The organism is Nocardia goodfellowii (genome assembly GCF_017875645.1).
In the GTDB taxonomy this organism is placed as follows: Bacteria; Actinomycetota; Actinomycetes; order Mycobacteriales; family Mycobacteriaceae; genus Nocardia; species Nocardia goodfellowii.
On record NZ_JAGGMR010000001.1, the window covers coordinates 3264352 to 3281623 of the forward strand.

Below are 17272 nucleotides of genomic sequence, written 5' to 3' on the forward strand. Positions count from 1 at the left end.
CGCCTCGCCGACGCGGATCGCCCGGCCGAGACAGAACTCTTGACATTCCATAGTGGAGGGTTCATCCTGAGAATACCTTCCAATGTGGAATATAGAACCGAAGGACACCTGACATGGACATCACCACCGGCACCCGCGCCTCAGACGCCGAACGCGACGATGTGGTGCGCCTGCTCGGCCGGCATCTGGCCGACGGCCGCCTCGATCTGGCCGAATACGACAAGCGAGTTGCCCAGGTCTACGCGACCACCACGCGCGAAGACCTCGGTGCGGTGCTCACCGACCTGCCGAAACTGTCCAAGGAAACCCCCGGCGGCTTCACCAAAGCCGCTGCTGCGCGCCGATTCCCGATCTGGCAGCGGATCGAGGCGAGCTCCTGGCTCGGCGTCAGCATCCTGGTGCTGGTGATCTGGGCCGCCATCTCGATCGGCGTCGGCGAACTCACCTATTTCTGGCCGGTGTGGGTCATCGGCCCGTGGGGCGCGGTCCTGGCCTTCCGGGTGCTCACCGGCTTCGAATCCGGCAAACGACACTGCTGACCACAGATCGGTGGTGAGCCGCCATGCTCACAATCCACATAGTGTCCGGAAGCCTCGGCCTGCTGCTCGGCCCCGTCGTCATGTGGCTGGACGGCAGGTCGCGCGGCCGCCGCGCGGGCTACGCCTACCTCTGGACCGTCCTCGTCATCTGCGCCTCGGCGGTGGTGCTGGTGCTCACCCGCAGGCACGATCTGTGGTGGCTGATTCCCGTGTCCGCGCTCACGCTCGCCTTGGCTCTGCTTGCCCGCCGAGCTCTTTCCCGAAACGGCATCGGCTGGAGCCACGCCTATGTCCACGGCCAGGGCGGCTCCTACATCGCCCTCGTCACCGCGACGATCGTGGTCAGCTTCGCCATCGACGGACCGCTGACCGGCGCGAACCAGCTCATCGCCTGGCTCGGCCCCACGGTCGTCGGCACGCCACTGATCGAGCTGTGGCGACGCGAGCTGGTGGGGGAGCGCGCCCAATGGCCGATCAGCGATTGCGACGCGCTCGCGACGGGGTCGCGCGCGGAGGGTCGTAGTCCGCGTCCGCGTCGAGACGGTTCAGCGGGACCTGAACGGGTCGATCGGTGACGGCTTGCCCGCGCCGGGCGTTGCGATCGGAATCGTTGTCGGCCAGGCGATCTCGTCGTGCGGAGGCGGCGCGGCCAGGCGTGCGCGGCGGGGGCAGGTCTGGCTGCGAACGCCGCCCGCGCCGCGTCGAATCGTCGCGCGCGTCCGGAATGTTTTGCTCGCGTCGGTCATCCGCGTCAGCCCTGAGGGGCTGTTCGGTGCGCCGTGCGGGAGCGGGGTAATCGAGTGACGGGCGTTTGCGCGCGGCCTGCGCGACCTGCTGATCGGGGACCGCACGCGAGCGCCGCGGTGGAATCTCCGGTTCCGCCTCCGGTTCGAACGGCGGCAGGCGACGCCCACGCGCACTGGACGGTCGCGAATTACGTTGCGGTTCTTCGTCTTCGGTGCGTCGGCGTTCTGTGGTCCCGGTGGGCTGGTGTTCCGCTACCCCGGTGCGTCGGCGTTTTGCCGTCCCGGTGGGCTGTCGTTCTGTGGTTCTGCTGCGTGGTCGTTCCGCGGCTGCGCTGTCCGGTCGCTCTGCGGAACCGGTGGACTGCCGCGAGGTTTCCGAGCTCATGGTCCGGCTCCGAGTCGATGCGGCCCTGGGCAGTCCGGCCTTCAGCACCGGCAGCTCCCGGGTGACCTCCGTGGGATTGTCGCCCTTCTCCCGATAGGTTCCCGGCACCTGCTGGGCGCGCAACCACGCGCCGGGGTCCGCGCGGCCGTGCCGATCCAGTTGCGGGATCATCTTTTCCAGCAGCCGGAGCAGGTCACTGGCGTCGTCGCCGAGGGCGGCGCGGATGGCGGGGAAGGCGGCGGGGCGAAAGGTCCACGACCATTCGTAGTCGGATTCCAGGTCGCGGCCGTGCAGTACCAGATTGCCCGAGCGGGCGATGCGGCCGCGGATGACGCGGTCGCCGGTTTCGTAACGCAGATCTTCGGTGCCGGTATTGCCATTTCGTGCCGAGCGCTCGTCCATCATGATCTCGAACCACGCCGCGCCGATTCCGGCCATGCCGAAAGCGGCCGCGAGCAGGATCTCGACCCACACGTCGGAGAACATCGAGCTTTTGCTGCGCTCACAGGCGTAGAGAAACAGCAGGCTGCCGACGATGAGCGCGGCGATCCGAGCGAGCCGGTAGCTGGTGCTGGTCCCGAAGAGGGGTGGCATCGGCGGATACTCCCGAATAACGGTGCGCTGGCAAATCAGGGTGGATGGTATGTGCCCGAGGTGTCCGGTACTCGGATTTGGTGATTACGGGTTGGCATCGAATTCGGGTGGGCGGGTAATGCGCTCCCCGCGTACCGGCCGGACGGCGCCGGGTGGATATCATGGCTGGTCGCCCGCCCCGATCATGCCGGCTCCCGAAAGGTCGTCGAATTGCATTTGAAGAGTCTGACGTTGAAGGGATTCAAGTCCTTCGCGTCCGCGACGACCCTGCGGTTCGAACCCGGCATCACCTGCGTGGTCGGTCCCAACGGCTCCGGCAAATCGAATGTCGTCGACGCGCTCACCTGGGTGATGGGCGAGCAGGGGGCGAAAGCGCTGCGCGGCGGCAAGATGCAAGACGTCATCTTCGCGGGCACCTCCGGCCGGGCCGCGCTGGGACGCGCCGAGGTGACGCTGACCATCGACAACTCCGACGGCGCGCTGCCCATCGACTACGCGGAAGTATCGATCACCCGGCGGATGTTCCGCGACGGCGCGGGTGAGTACGAAATCAACGGCAGCAGCTGCCGTTTGATGGACGTGCAGGAACTGCTCAGCGACTCCGGAATCGGCCGGGAGATGCACGTCATCGTGGGTCAGGGTCAGCTCTCGGCGATTCTGGAATCGCGGCCGGAGGACCGGCGCGCGTTCGTCGAGGAAGCCGCCGGCGTGCTCAAGCACCGCAAGCGCAAAGAAAAGGCGGTGCGCAAACTCGAGGCGATGCAGGCCAATCTGGCCCGCCTGACCGATCTCACCACCGAATTGCGCCGTCAGCTCAAGCCGCTGGGCCGGCAGGCCGAGGTGGCGCGCCGGGCGCAGACCGTGCAGGCCGACCTGCGCGACGCCCGATTGCGGCTGGCCGCCGACGATCTGGTGACGCGGCGCCGGGAGCTGGAGAGCCAGCAGAGTAAAGAGGCCTACGCGCGGGAGCAGCACATCACGGTGCAGTCCGAGCTGGATGCCGCCAATGCCGTGCTGGCGCAACAAGAATTCCAGCTGTCGCGGTTGACGCCGAGCGCGGAGGCGGCGGCCCAGACCTGGTTCCAATTGTCGGCGCTGGCCGAACGGGTGAACGCCACCATCCGGATCGCCGGTGACCGGGCGCGTCATCTGGATACCGAGGTGCAGGTCGGCACCGGGCGCGATCCGGAGCAGCTCGAAGCCGAGGCCGCGCGGGTGGAAGCCGAGGAAGCCGAACTGCGGGAGGCCGTGGAGATGGCGACCGAAACGCTGGAGGCCGCGCGCGAGGCGCTGGCCGAGCGTGAGTACGCCGCGAAGGCCGCCGAGCAGGCGCATCTGGCCGCGGTGCGGGCCATCGCCGACCGTCGTGAGGGCTTGGCGCGGCTGTCGGGTCAGGTCGATACCTTGCGTACCAAAGCGCAGTCGATGGACGCGGACATCGCGCGGCTGACGGTGGCGATCACCGAGGCGCGGCAGCGCGGGGAGGCGGCGCAGGCCGAATTCGACTCGGTGCAGGGTGAACTCGACGAACTCGACGCCGGCGAGGCAGGCCTCGACGCGCAGCACGAACACGCGGTGCAGGCGCTGGAGTTGGCCGATCAGCGCGTGCGGGAACTGCGCGAGCAGGATCGTGACGCCGGTCGGCTGGTCGCCTCGCTGAGTGCGCGGATCGAAGCGTTGAGCATGGGGCTGGCGCGCCGGGACGGTGCGGCCTGGCTGGTGGAGAACCAGACCCAGGGTTTGTTGGGTCCGCTCTCCGGTCTGCTGCGGGTGCACAGCGGATTCGAAGCGGCCGTGGCCGCGACGCTCGGCCCGCTGGCGGACGCGGTCGCCGCCGACAGCGCCGACCACGCGCATGCCGCGGTGCGCTCGTTGAAGGAAGCCGACGGCGGCCGGGTCGCGCTGGTCTTCGGTGCGGACGAAGCCGGAGCGACGCCTGAGGGCGCGCTGCCGGGGTCGGCGCGCTGGCTGGCCGAGGTCGTGGACTGCCCGGATTCGGTGCGCGGCGCCATCGCGGCGTTGACCGCGGGCGTGGTCGTGGTCGAAGACCTTTCCGCCGCAACCGAACTGCTTCGGGTCCGTCCGGAGTTGCGTGTCGTCACCCGCGAGGGCGACCTCACCGGCACCGGCTGGATCCTCGGTGGCTCCGATCGCGCGCCCAGCCAACTGGAGATCCAAGCCGATATCGACGCCGCCAAAGCCGACCTGATTGGCGCACAGCGCCACGCCGAGGAATTGGAAGCCGCGCTGTCCGGTGCGCTGGACGAGCAATCCGACCGCAAGGACGCCGTCGACCAGGCGCTGCTGGCCCTGCACGAGTCCGACCAGGCGCTGATGACGATCTACGACCGCCTCGGCCGCCTCGGCCAGGCCGCACGCGCCGCAGCCGGGGACAGTGAGCGGCTCCTGCGGCAGCGCAGCGCGGCTGAAGCGGGCCGCGCGGAATCGCTCACCGCGCTGGCCGAATTGGAAGACCGCCTGCGCGCGGTCGAAGTCGAGCAGGACGATTCCGAAATGGCCTCGGCCGGAACCGAATCCGCGGGTCGCGAGCGCGAAGAGGCGGCCGCCGCGCTGGCCGAGGCACGCTCGATGGAGGTGGAGGCGCGCCTGGCGGTGCGCACCGCCGAGGAACGCGCGGAATCGGTGCGCGGCAAAGCGGATTCGCTGCGCCGTGCCGCCCGCGCCGAACGCGAGGCTCGGGCCCGCGCCGAACGCGCGCACGCCGCCCGCAGGCAGGCCGCCGAAGTGGCGGCGGCCGTCGCCGAATCCGGTGCGCGCATCGCCGCCGAGCTGGAGAAAGTCGTCGCCGAGGCGAGTGCCCGGCGCGACGAACTGGTGCGCCGTCGGACCGAGGCCGCCGCGCAGGTCGAGCAGATCAAGGAACGGGTGCGCGTACTCGGCACGCAGCTGGCTCAACTCACCGACGCCGTGCACCGCGACGAGGTCGCCAAAGCCCAAGCGGCACTGCGCATCGAACAGCTCGAAGCCAATATCTCCGAGCAGTTCGGCATCGCGCTCAACGACCTGATCGAGGAATACGGCCCCGACGTGCCGCTGCCCGCCAGCGACCTGGAATGGCAGGAATACGATCAGGCCCGGGAACGCGGTGAACAGGTCACCCCGCCCACCGCCATGCCCTACGACCGCGCCACCCAGGAGCGCCGCGCCAAACGCGCCGAGAAGGATCTGGCCACTCTCGGCAAGGTGAATCCGCTTGCGCTGGAAGAGTTCGCAGCGCTGGAAGAGCGCTACAACTTCCTGTCCACGCAGCTCGAGGATGTCAAGAGCGCCCGGAAGGATCTGCTGGACGTGGTCGCCGAGGTGGACGCCCGCATCCTGCAGGTGTTCACCGAGGCCTACGAGGATGTGGAACGCGAATTCGTCGGCGTCTTCGCGAAGCTGTTTCCGGGCGGCGAGGGGCGGCTGGTCCTCACCGACCCCACCGACATGCTCACCACCGGTATCGAGGTGGAGGCTCGCCCGCCCGGCAAGAAGGTCAAGCGTCTCTCGCTGCTCTCCGGGGGCGAAAAGTCGTTGACCGCGGTCGCTTTGCTGGTCGCCATCTTCCGCGCCCGCCCTTCCCCGTTCTACGTCATGGACGAGGTGGAAGCGGCCCTGGACGACACCAACCTGCGCCGCCTCATCGGCCTGTTCGAGCAGCTCCGGGAAAAGAGCCAGCTCATCGTCATCACCCACCAGAAGCCCACCATGGAGATCGCCGACGCCCTCTACGGCGTGAGCATGCGCGGCGACGGCATCACCCAGGTGATCTCCCAGCGCATGCGCGGGCAGAACCTGGTGGGCGCGGCGGCGAACTGAATTCCCCGGCAGGTCGGCGGCGGCCTACCGCCGACGCTGCATCGAGCGGCGCATGACCGCCGGATGGCGGAGCATGGCCGGGACCAGCCGGATCGCCACGAGGGTGAGCGCGAGCCAGGGGCGCAGGTGCGGGGCGAAGCGGCGGATTCGACCGTCGGCGTCCAGGTCGACGATCATCGCGTCGGTCAATCGCACCGGCCCGATCTTGGCGTGCCCCAGGATGACTCGCCGGTCCCCGGTGCCGATCGGCGGCTCCCAACTGCTGTCGGACAGCGCCGAGTACACCGTGGTGAGCAATACCCGGAGGTCGTCGTGGCCGCGGAAGACCGACCGCCCGGACAGCGGAGAGATCAGGACAGCGTCCGGCGCGACCGCTTTCATCATCGTGTCGAAATCGCGTGCCACGGAAGCGGCGCAATACTGAGCCAGGAAATCATCCACTGCTGAACCCCTCACCTGCCGGACGGCTTATCCGTTCGAATCTACGCCTGCGCGCCGCGACAGACTTCGGTGTTCAGTTCGCGAGAATGGCCTTCAACTGGTCGGAACCGGTAGCGGTGAGCCAGGATTCGAGGGTCATCAGGCCGGGGTGGATCGCGCGCAGCGGGTGGATATCGGCGTGCCAGCCACCGGTGTTGCGGCTCTCCCGCCAGACATCGGCGATCTCCGGACCGATGGCCACCGCATCGGATTCGGTGAGTTCCCGGTAGCGGACGGGCTGTCCGATGTGCGCGCTGATCAGCGCGGCCGCGTCCGTGGGGGTGATCGCGTCACCCGCGATTTCGAGAGTCAGTCCGTGGAAGCGGTCGGGATCGGCGAAGGCCAGTGCGGCGAATTCGGCGACATCGGCGACCGCGATCATCTGCAACGGGCGATCGGCCGGGAACAGGTGCTGATGCACGCCCGCATGGATGCCGTCCACCGGAAAACCTTGCATCAGATAGTTTTCCATGAACCGCACCGGGCGCAGGATGGTGTAGCGCAGACCGCTGGCGATGACGGCCTGTTCGATGCGGCGCTTACCGCCGGTGCCCCAGTGCTCGTCGTCGCTCATGGACGCGATGCCGGTAAAGACCAGGTGGTCGACTCCGGCCTTGCGGGCCGAGTCCACCAGGGCCTCCCCGCGCCGGGCTTCCAGCTCGGCATCCCAGCCACCCGCTTCATACGTGGCGGGCGGCACGACGAACACGCCGCCGGCGCCGGTGAGCGCGCCCTCGAGGGTGTCGGGCGCGTCGAAATCGCCGATCACCAGCTCGGCTCCGGCCGCGGCCAAAGCCTGTGCTGCCGGGGCGTTCTGGTCTCGGACCAGCGCGCGGACCGCGACACCGTCGGCGAGCAGCCGATGGGCGGTGGCGCGGCCCTGCTTGCCGGTGGCGCCGGTGACGAGGATCGGATTCTGCGGGAAGGACATTCGTTACCTGCTTCTGTGCGACTGCTAGATTCAATCGGGTCGGACGACCCGCTTTCGGACCATACGGGTGATCCGCCCCGCTCGACCAGGCACGAAAACGGAAGGCCGTAACGAAATGTCCGCTCCGCCTCGCGCTCCCGGCCCCGTTTCCCGTACCGACGCCCGGCGCAACCGCGCCCTGGTGCTGGCCGCCGCGCAGCAGGCCTTCGCGGCACAGGGAATCTCGGTGTCGCTGGCCGAGATCGCCCGGCGCGCCGGTGTCGGCGCGGGCACCGTCTACCGGCATTTCCCCACGAAAGCCGATCTGCTGGAAGCGGTTATGCAGCAGCGCATCGATCGGCTGGCCCGTTTCGCCGCCGAGCGCCTGAACGCACCGGACCCGGGCGCGGCGTTCTTCGCCGTGTGCACCGAGGTGATCGCCTCCACCCCCGGCAACCAGGCCCTATGCGACATAGTGCAATCCGACGACGGCTGGCCGCGCGCGCTGATCCAGAGCGCGGGCGCGCGCTTGCACCGCACCCTCGAAGCATTGCTCGACGCCGCCCAGCGGCAGGGCTCGGTCCGCGCCGACATCACCCTGGCCGACGTCCTCGACATCTTCACCGGATGCGTTGCCATCCAACGACATCAACGACCGGACCGCAGCCTGGTCCGGGGCGCGGCCCTGGTTCTGGAGTCCCTGCGCGCGGCCCCCGCGGCCGACGGCGTAACGAAACCCGGACCATCCGGCAATTCACGCGACGAAACTTCGGTCCGTAACGAAACCGGTGCGCCCACTCGCTGCCCGGTCTGCGCTTCGTCCGTCCCCCGCTCGAGTACCGGCCGCCCCGCGCGCTACTGCTCCGCGGCCTGTCGCCAGAAGGCTCACCGCCGCCGGCTCCGTGCGCAGTGGCCGTCCGCGAACGCGATGTCCTGAGGACCGAACGTGCGTGCCGCGGAACCGGCCTCGACGGGTTAGAGCAGGTCGCTCACGTCGTCCGGCACGTCGACGGCGTACTTGCGCAGGATGTCCATGGAGATGACCTCCAAGGCGTTCTCGTGTGTGGCAGCGAGCACAACCGGCGCGGCGACGCCGTCCTCGTGGGCGTGCAGCCAGCGCACCGCGACAACACACCATCTGTCCCCGGGTTGTAAGCCGGGGAAATTGTTGTCCGGGCGAGGGGTGGACAGATCGTTGCCGATGGAGGCCTGATGTTCCAGGAATTCGGCCGTGACGACGGTGCACACGGTGTGGCTGCCGAGATCCTCCGGTCCGGTGCTACAGCAGCCATCCCGGTAGAAGCCGGTGACAGGATCGGCGCCGCACTCTTCGAGCGGCCCTCCCAGCACGTTTCGGTCGGTCACGGCCCCACCTCGCTGACGCCCGGCTGCACCGCACCCACAGGTGCTGTGTTCTCGGTTCCCTCGCTCCGCTCGCTCACGCTGCCGATCCTATTGTCAGTTCGCGAGAAGTTCCGCAGGACAAGAAATCTCGCTGGTGGTAGCCAGGGCGCGGCCGGCTTCTGCCTGGTACACCCGCCGCCGCTGCCGGACTCGTCCAGTTGTGCCTAGTCGGCGGCGTGTCGGTGTTCTGCAAGGATGGTGCCCGTGAGAGAGCGAAGCGAGCGAACCATGTGTCTGCGTCTGGCACGCATGCTGGAGCCGAGCGTCAGTGAGGCCGCAGCGTGAGTACCCAAACTTGGATTCTGATCGCCGCGGTTGCCGCGCTGCTGCTGGTGGCGCTTGTTGCCGGTTCCATCCGGTACAAGCGACGCCGGGTGTCGCTGACGCCGCCGACCACGGACAAGGAGGTGACCGACCGGTCCGGCGGTTATACGGCCCAGGGTGGATTCAGCTTCAGCCAGGGTGGCACCGACACCGCCACTCGCGAACCCGTGCCGCTGGAGCGGACCGATGACGAAGGACAGCCGCACATCGGCGACGACGCGGCGATCCCGCGGGACGCGCCGAAGCGTGGCATCACCAACGTCACCCTGCCGGACGGCGATGTCGAAGCGGTGGAGACAGTCGAAGTTGTCGAGACCGTCGAGGCTGTCGAGACGGCCGAAGCTGTCGAGACGGTCGAAGTTGTCGAGACGGTGCAGACCGTCGAGGTGCCGGAAGCGCCCGAAATCCCCCTCGACGAGATCGAGCCCGCCGAAGGCCGCCTGTTCCGCTTGCGCGGCCGCCTGGCCCGTTCCCAGAACGCGGTCGGCAAGAGCCTGCTCGGCCTGCTCGGCGCCGGCGACCTCGACGAGGATTCGTGGGAGGAGATCGAGGACACCCTAGTCCTCGCCGACCTCGGCACCGCCAGCACCGCCGCCGTGGTCGGCCGCCTGCGCGAGGAGATCGCCGCCCACAGCGTGCGCAGCGCCGAGGAGGCCCGAGCCATCCTGCGCAAGGTGCTGATCGAGGCGCTGCGCCCCGACCTGGATCGGTCGGTGCGCGCCCTGCCGCACGACGATCATCCGTCGATCCTGCTGGTCGTCGGCGTCAACGGCACCGGCAAGACCACCACCACCGGGAAACTGGCCCGCGTCCTGGTCGCCGACGGTCGTCGCGTGCTGCTCGGCGCGGCCGACACCTTCCGTGCCGCCGCCGCCGATCAGCTGCAGACCTGGGGTGAGCGCGTCGGCGCCGAAACCGTGCGCGGTAAGGAAGCCGCCGACCCGGCCGCCGTGGCATTCGACGCGGTCAGCGCCGGCATCGACCGCGGCGTCGACGTCGTGCTCATCGACACCGCGGGCCGGCTGCACACCAAGACCGGTCTGATGGACGAACTCGGCAAGGTCAAGCGCGTCATCGAGAAGAAGGCCGCGGTCGACGAGGTGCTGCTCGTACTCGACGCCACCATCGGCCAGAACGGCCTCATGCAGGCCCGGGTCTTCGCCGAGGTGGTCGACATCACCGGCGTCGTGCTGACCAAACTGGACGGAACGGCCAAGGGCGGCATCGTCTTCCAGGTGCAGCACGAACTCGGTGTCCCGGTGAAGCTCGTCGGGCTCGGCGAAGGCGCGGACGATCTCGCGCCGTTCGAGCCGGGCGCGTTCGTCGACGCGCTGCTGGGCTGACACGTCATACGACGGCCGGGCGGGAGCACCCGCCCGGCCGTCGTCGTATTCACCGGACGTTTGCCACGCGCCGAGCCTCACACCAGCGCTTTTGCGGATAGTCGGCGCTACGAAACGTAGACGCAACACAACTGGCTCATCCGTTCACGCACGCGAAACCTCACGGCACGCCAGATGAAACACCGAGTGAGGAACCTTTCTGTTCAGGTCCATATCGCCGTTGGTCGGCTGGGCCCGAGATGAGGAGGACTTCAAGGTGGCATTTCCCGTAATCGGCGCGCCGGACGCCGGCGATACCGCATGGATGCTGACGAGCTCAGCACTCGTGCTGTTGATGACACCCGGACTCGCGTTCTTCTACGGCGGCATGGTCCGCAGTAAGAACGTGCTGAACATGATCATGATGAGCATCAGCGCCATGGGGTTGGTTTCCATCCTCTGGGCGCTGTACGGCTTCTCGATGACCTTCGGTAACGACAAGGGCAATCTCTTCGGTGATCCCGGTCAGTACTTCGGTCTGAAGCAGATCTTCGGCGGCGCCGACCAGTCCAACGTGCTGGCCGACGTGGAGACCGCGGTACCGCTGGCGGGCACCATCCCGCTGCCGGTGTTCGTCGCGTTCCAGCTCATGTTCGCCATCATCACCGTGGCACTCATCTCGGGCGCGGTCGCCGACCGCCTCAAGTTCGGCTCCTGGCTGCTGTTCGCCGGCATCTGGGCGACGGTCGTGTACTTCCCGGTCGCGCACTGGGTCTTCGCCTTCGACGGCATCACCGCCGAGCAGGGCGGCTGGATCGCGAACAACCTCAAGGCCATCGACTTCGCCGGTGGTACCGCGGTGCACATCAACGCCGGTGTCGCGGGCCTGGTGCTGGCCGTCGTCCTGGGCAAGCGCAAGGGCTGGCCGAAGACGCCGTTCCGTCCGCACAACCTGCCCTTCGTCATGCTCGGCGCGGGTCTGCTGTGGTTCGGCTGGTACGGCTTCAACGCCGGTTCCGCCGTCGGCGCCACCGCCACCGCGGGTGCAACCTTCCTCACCACCACGATCGCCACGGCCACCGCGATGCTGGCCTGGTTGCTGGTGGAGAAGTTCCGCGACGGCCACCCCACCTCCCTCGGTGCGGCCTCGGGCATCGTGGCCGGTCTGGTCGCCATCACCCCCGCCTGTTCCTCGGTGAACGCGGTCGGCGCCATCGCCATCGGCGCGGTCGCCGGTGCTCTGTGCGCCCTCGCGGTCGGCCTGAAGTTCCGCTTCGGTTTCGACGACTCGCTCGACGTGGTCGGCGTGCACCTGGTGGGAGGTCTGGTCGGCACCCTGATGGTCGGCCTGGTCGCGACGGAAGAAGCTCCGGCGGCAGTCAAGGGCTTGTTCTACGGTGGTGGGATCGAGCAGTTGAAGCTGCAGGCCGTCGGAGCGTTCGCCGTCCTCGCATACTCGCTGGTCGCGACGACCGTTATCGCCTACATCATCAAGTTCACGATCGGTCTGCGCGCTGACGAAGAAGGCGAGTCGGTGGGCCTGGACGAGTCCGAGCACGCGGAAACCGCATACGATTTCGCTGCTGTGGGTGGCACGGCACGCTCGGCCGGCTCGGTCCCGAGCTCGCTCGTCAAGGAGGCATGACGTCCATGAAGTTGATCACCGCAATCGTCAAACCGTTCACGCTCGAAGACGTCAAATCCGCGCTCGAGCAGGCGGGCGTCCTCGGCATGACGGTCAGTGAGGTCCAGGGTTACGGGCGGCAGAAGGGACACACCGAGGTCTACCGCGGTGCTGAGTACTCCGTCGACTTCGTGCCGAAGGTTCGCGTGGAGGTCGTCGTGGACGACGCCTCGGTCGACAAGGTCGTCGAGGTGATCGTCGAAGCGTCGCGCACCGGCAAGATCGGTGACGGCAAGGTCTGGGTCACCCCGGTCGAGTCGATCATCCGGGTCCGGACCGGCGAACGCGGTACCGACGCTCTGTAATACCGAACGACAATCGAGCGGCGGCCTCGCTCCTACCGGTTTCCCCGGTCAGGGGCGGGGCCGCCCGCATTGGGCGCGGGTGAACTCGGCGCCCGGGGGCCGTAGCGAAGCGGAACCACGCAGGACGTAGTCAGCGCCGCGAATCGGATACAGGTGGTGGGTTGTGAGTCAGTCGAATGGAGCGGCCGAACTGGTCGCGGCACGGAAACAACTGCTCGACGGAGGCGTGCCCAGGAATCCGCGCCTGGACTCCGAGTCGGTGCGGGCGGCACTGGTCGATCTCTATGAACTGTGGCTGACCACCAAGGGCGCCGAACTCGGCATCACCGCCGACAGCGGGTTGGCCGTGGTGGCCGTCGGCGGACTCGGGCGCAAGGAGATGCTGCCGTACTCGGACCTGGACCTGGTGCTGCTGCACGACGATGTCGATCCGGCCCGGGTCGCCGAGGTGGCCGATCAGCTCTGGTATCCGCTGTGGGACGCCCATATCAAGCTCGATCACAGCGTGCGGACCGTGCCGCAGGCGCTACGGGTGGCCTCCGACGACCTGATCGCCGCCATGGGCATGCTCGAGGCCCGGCACATCGTCGGTGACGCGGATCTGAGCCATCTGCTGATCGGCGGGGTGCGCCGGGAATGGCGGACCGGGATCCGCGGGCGATTCGACGAGATCATCGCGCAGGCCGAAACCCGCTGGCAGCGTAGCGGCGAAATCGCGCACCGCGCCGAACCGGACTTGAAGAACGGGCGCGGTGGGCTGCGCGACATCCAACTGCTGGACGCGCTGGCTATCGCCCAGTTGACCGACGCCATGCCGGGGCTCGGTCCGGAGGTGCCGGGTGGCGGCTTGAAGACGGCCCATCGTCGTTTGCTGGATGTCCGGACGGAGCTGCACCGGGTGGCCGGTCGCGCGCGCGACCAATTGCGCGCCCAGGACGCCGACGAGATCGGCAGCGCCCTGCGGATCGGTGACCGCTTCGATCTCGCACGGACATTGAGCGATTCGGCGCGCACGGTCAGCTACTCGGTCGATGTCGGCTTGCGGACAGCGGCCAACGCGCTGCCCCGCCGCGGCCTGGCCCGGCTGCGTAGACCGCCGGTGCGCCGACCACTCGATGAGGGGGTGGTCGAGCACGCGGGCGAGGTGGTGCTGGCCCGGGACGCGCGGCCGCAGCGCGATCCGGGGCTGATCCTGCGGGTCGCGGCGGCATCGGCGCAGACCGGGCTGCCGATGTCGGCGACCACGTTGAACCGGCTCTCCGAGGACGCGCCCGAGTTGCGCGAGCCGTGGCCCAAGGACGCGCTGAACGACCTGCTCGTGCTGCTCGGCTCCGGTCGCGGCATCATCGACGCGATCGAGGCACTCGACCGCACCGGACTGTGGGGTCGTCTGCTACCGGAATGGGGTGCGGTGCGCGATCTTCCGCCGCGCGACGCGATGCACACCTGGACCGTCGACCGCCATCTGATGGAAACCGTCGCTTACGCAAGCGCTTTGAGCACCCGGGTCGCGCGCCCGGACCTGCTCGCGCTCGGCGCGCTGCTGCACGACATCGGCAAGGGCCGCGCGGGGGACCACAGCGTCGTCGGCGCGGAACTGGCCACCCACATCGGCCGCCGGCTGGGTCTGTGGCCGCAGGACGTGCGGACGTTGTCCGCGATGGTGCGGCACCATCTGCTGTTGCCGGACACCGCGACCCGCCGCGACCTCGCCGACCCGGACACCGTGCAGTACGTTGTCGACGCCCTCGACGGCGACAGCCAATTGCTGGAACTGCTGCACGCGCTGGCGGAAGCCGATTCGCTGGCCACCGGGCCCGGTGTCTGGGGTGACTGGAAGGCGTCGCTCATCGGTGATCTGGTGCGCCGGTGCCGTCTGGTGCTGCGCGGCGATCCGCTGCCGACGCCGGAACCCATCGCGCCGGAACTCATCGCCAAGGCCGAGTCGGGGGGCGTGCACATCGACTTGCGGCCTGCCGAAGGCAAATACACCTACACCGTCACCATCATCGCGCCGGACAATCCGGGTCTGCTTTCCGATTCGGCGGGTGTGCTCGCCCTGCATTCGCTGCGTGTGCTGTCCGCGGCGGTCGGCGGGGCGGGGGAGTCGGCGATCAACACCTTCGTGGTCTCGCCGAAGTTCGGTGATCCGCCGGACGCCGGTTTGCTGCGCCAGGAACTGATTCGCGCCATCGCGGGTGATCTCGATCTGTCCGCGCTGCTGGCGAAGCGCGAACGCGACGCGGGGATCATTCCGAGTCCCTACGCGCAGGCCGAGCCGCGCCTGATCTGGTTGCCCGCGGGCCCGCCCGGCCAGGTGCTGCTGGAGTTGCGCGCCGAGGACCGGATCGGATTGCTGAGCCGGCTGGCGGCCGCGTTCGCGGCCGGTGGCGCCAATGTCCGGTGGGCGAAAGTCGTGACCATGGGCTCGGCCGTGGTGGACTCGTTCTGCCTGGACCTCGGGTCCGACGACAGCCCGGGACGCCGCGAAACCGTCGAAAAGGCTGTCATGGAAGTGGTCCCGCGACCGGCGCCGAAGAAGCCGGAGGAGACTGCCGCCACATAAAACGGCCCACGCTATCAAACCGTTGCACGCTATTTGCTGGAACCCATAGGCAGAGGCATGTCCGCACCCTAGTATCAGAGCGTCTGGCTATCGCGAGCATGAGGGGAGCAAGTCGGTGGCAATTGAAGTCGTGTCGGCGTCGATGATGACGAGCAACGAGACAACGCATATGGCGCGCTGTGTCGGCGGTGACCGCTGGGTCGTCTCGTGGCTACCGGGCCGGACCCTCACCGGTCAGCAGGCCGTGACCGCCATGACCATCGCTGTGACCGCCGCCTCCACCGACACCCCGACCGACGCCGACTACGCCCTGCTCGACGACCTCGCCCTCAAGCTCGGCCTCACCGGCCGCGAAGCGATGTTCATGGTCGGCGCCGAAAATCACGACTACCGCAAGACGGTCAAACCGCGCCGCCGCTCGCTCGACTGATCCCCGCCCCGTGCGCGATCACCGGTGTTCTCCGATTACTCTGGGGTGGTTGACCTCCCATGGGGCCTACCCGCCCCGCCGGCTCCGCCGGCTGCCATCCCCGTAGAGATTCAGGAGCGCGATCGGTGTTCGAATCACTGTCCGACCGGCTAACCGGTGCCCTCAAGGATCTGCGCGGCAAGGGGCGTCTGTCACCGGCCGACATCGACGCCACCTGTCGCGAGATCCGGCTCGCACTGCTCGAAGCCGATGTCGCGCTGCCCGTGGTGCGCGGCTTCATCGCCAAGATCAAGGAGCGCGCCAAGGGCGCCGAGGTTTCCGCGGCGCTGAATCCGGCGCAGCAGGTTGTCAAGATCGTCAACGAGGAGCTCGTCGGCATCCTCGGTGGCGAGACCCGTCGCATCACCTTCGCCAAGACGCCGCCGACGGTGGTCATGCTCGCCGGTCTGCAGGGTTCCGGTAAGACCACCCTGGCCGGCAAGCTCGCGAAATGGCTGAAGGGACAAGGGCATACGCCGCTACTCGTGGCCTGTGACCTGCAGCGCCCCGGCGCCGTCACCCAGCTGCAAGTGGTCGGTGAGCGTGCCGGTGCGGCCGTGTTCGCGCCGCACCCCGGCACCTCGATCGGCGGTGGCGAGAATCCGCTCGGCATCACCGCGGCCGACCCGGTCGAGGTCGCGCGCGCCGGTGTCGAAGAGGCGAAGGCCAAGCAGTACGACGTCGTGATCGTCGACACCGCCGGCCGTCTCGGCATCGACGCCGAGCTCATGGCGCAGGCCGCGGGCATCCGTGACGCCGTGCGGCCGGACGAAACCCTGTTCGTGCTCGACGCCATGATCGGTCAGGACGCGGTGCACACCGCCGAATCCTTCCGTGACGGAGTCGGGTTCACCGGTGTGGTGCTCACCAAGCTCGACGGTGACGCGCGCGGTGGTGCGGCGCTGTCGGTGCGCGAGATCACCGGCGCGCCGATCATGTTCGCCTCCTCCGGTGAGAAGCTGGAGGACTTCGACGTCTTCCATCCCGACCGGATGGCTTCGCGCATCCTCGGCATGGGCGACGTGCTGTCGCTGATCGAGCAGGCCGAACAGGTCTACGACGCGCAGCAGGCCGAGGAAGCCGCCCGCAAGATCGGCAGCGGCGAACTCACCCTCGAGGACTTCCTCGATCAAATGCTGGCCATCCGCAAGATGGGCCCCATCGGCAACCTGCTCGGCATGCTCCCCGGCGCGGGCCAGATGAAAGACATGCTCGCCCAGGTCGACGACAAGCAGCTCGACCGCGTGCAGGCCATCATCCGCGGCATGACCCCGGCCGAGCGGGAGAACCCGAAGATCATCAACGCCTCCCGTCGTCTGCGCATCGCCAACGGCTCGGGCGTTCAGGTCTCGGAGGTCAATCAGCTCGTCGACCGCTTCTTCGAGGCGAAGAAGATGATGACGATGATGGGCCGTCAGATGGGTCTGCCCGGCGGCAACCGGCGCAACAACAAAAAGGGCGGCAAGAAGGGCAAGAAGGGCGGCCGCGGCCCGACCCCGCCGAAGGTGCGCGGTGGTTTCCCGGGCATGCCCGGCCTGCCCGGCGGAATGCCCGCGGGGATGCCCGACATCTCCGACATGCCGCCCGGCCTCGATCAGCTGCCGCCGGGTCTGGAGGGCTTCGACCTGTCGAAGCTGAAGTTCCCCAAGAAGTAGTCGACACCGCACGGCACGACCGCGCGCCCGGCCCATCGGCCGGGCGCGCGGCGTTTCAGCCGTGCAGAAC

Annotated in this window: 14 protein-coding genes; 10 read left to right on the plus strand and 4 right to left on the minus strand. The window is 68.4% G+C overall.

Going from position 1 to position 17272, the window contains the following annotated elements:
* Positions 1-113: 113 nt before the first annotated feature.
* Positions 114-539 carry a DUF1707 SHOCT-like domain-containing protein gene (locus tag BJ987_RS14750; protein ID WP_209889662.1) on the plus strand — a complete coding sequence of 142 codons (426 nt, stop codon included), beginning with the start codon at positions 114-116 and terminating at the stop codon, positions 537-539.
* Positions 540-580: 41 nt separating this feature from the next.
* Positions 581-1114: a hypothetical protein gene (locus BJ987_RS14755; protein WP_209889665.1), complete on the plus strand. Its 534-nt coding sequence runs from the start codon at positions 581-583 to the stop codon at positions 1112-1114.
* On the opposite strand, the gene BJ987_RS14760 is transcribed toward BJ987_RS14755, so the two are convergent.
* Positions 1014-2264, minus strand: coding sequence for a hypothetical protein (locus BJ987_RS14760; RefSeq protein ID WP_209889668.1), 1251 nt, complete (start codon positions 2262-2264; stop codon positions 1014-1016). The genes BJ987_RS14755 and BJ987_RS14760 overlap by 101 nt on opposite strands.
* A 210-nt stretch (positions 2265-2474) precedes the next feature.
* Between BJ987_RS14760 and smc the strand changes: the two genes are divergently transcribed.
* Positions 2475-6083 (plus strand): chromosome segregation protein SMC, encoded by a 3609-nt coding sequence (gene smc / locus BJ987_RS14765; RefSeq protein ID WP_209889671.1) that lies wholly within the window; start codon positions 2475-2477, stop codon positions 6081-6083.
* Between the two features lie 24 nt (positions 6084-6107).
* On the opposite strand, the gene BJ987_RS14770 is transcribed toward smc, so the two are convergent.
* Together BJ987_RS14770 and BJ987_RS14775 are read right to left on the minus strand one after the other, a co-directional pair.
* The gene (locus BJ987_RS14770; RefSeq protein ID WP_307869608.1) at positions 6108-6524 is read right to left on the minus strand and encodes a nuclear transport factor 2 family protein; all 417 of its coding nucleotides are present in this window, start codon (positions 6522-6524) and stop codon (positions 6108-6110) included.
* 73 nt (positions 6525-6597) lie between these two features.
* On the minus strand, positions 6598-7494 hold the full coding sequence (locus BJ987_RS14775) for an NmrA/HSCARG family protein (RefSeq protein ID WP_209889674.1): 897 nt from the start codon (positions 7492-7494) through the stop codon (positions 6598-6600).
* 115 nt (positions 7495-7609) lie between these two features.
* Here BJ987_RS14775 and BJ987_RS14780 point away from each other — a divergent pair, with 115 nt between their 5' ends.
* Positions 7610-8410 (plus strand): TetR/AcrR family transcriptional regulator, encoded by an 801-nt coding sequence (locus BJ987_RS14780; protein WP_209889677.1) that lies wholly within the window; start codon positions 7610-7612, stop codon positions 8408-8410.
* A gap of 38 nt (positions 8411-8448) precedes the next feature.
* Here the strand turns inward: BJ987_RS14780 and BJ987_RS14785 are convergent, their stop codons facing one another.
* Positions 8449-8838: a DUF2237 family protein gene (locus BJ987_RS14785; protein ID WP_209889680.1), complete on the minus strand. Its 390-nt coding sequence runs from the start codon at positions 8836-8838 to the stop codon at positions 8449-8451.
* A gap of 320 nt (positions 8839-9158) precedes the next feature.
* Here BJ987_RS14785 and ftsY point away from each other — a divergent pair, with 320 nt between their 5' ends.
* The 6 genes from ftsY (at position 9159) to ffh (ending at position 17202) form a co-directional block, all read left to right on the plus strand.
* Positions 9159-10544 (plus strand): signal recognition particle-docking protein FtsY, encoded by a 1386-nt coding sequence (ftsY, locus tag BJ987_RS14790; RefSeq protein WP_209889683.1) that lies wholly within the window; start codon positions 9159-9161, stop codon positions 10542-10544.
* A 304-nt stretch (positions 10545-10848) separates the two neighbouring features.
* Positions 10849-12168, plus strand: coding sequence for an ammonium transporter (locus BJ987_RS14795; RefSeq protein ID WP_209898385.1), 1320 nt, complete (start codon positions 10849-10851; stop codon positions 12166-12168).
* 5 nt (positions 12169-12173) lie between these two features.
* Positions 12174-12512: a P-II family nitrogen regulator gene (locus tag BJ987_RS14800; protein WP_209898388.1), complete on the plus strand. Its 339-nt coding sequence runs from the start codon at positions 12174-12176 to the stop codon at positions 12510-12512.
* A 163-nt stretch (positions 12513-12675) separates the two neighbouring features.
* The gene (locus BJ987_RS14805) at positions 12676-15078 is read left to right on the plus strand and encodes a [protein-PII] uridylyltransferase (protein WP_307869609.1); all 2403 of its coding nucleotides are present in this window, start codon (positions 12676-12678) and stop codon (positions 15076-15078) included.
* A 115-nt stretch (positions 15079-15193) separates the two neighbouring features.
* Positions 15194-15508 carry a hypothetical protein gene (locus BJ987_RS14810; RefSeq protein WP_307869610.1) on the plus strand — a complete coding sequence of 105 codons (315 nt, stop codon included), beginning with the start codon at positions 15194-15196 and terminating at the stop codon, positions 15506-15508.
* A 125-nt stretch (positions 15509-15633) separates the two neighbouring features.
* Positions 15634-17202, plus strand: a complete 1569-nt coding sequence (gene ffh, locus BJ987_RS14815; protein ID WP_209889686.1) for a signal recognition particle protein — start codon at positions 15634-15636, stop codon at positions 17200-17202.
* Positions 17203-17272: the final 70 nt, after the last annotated feature.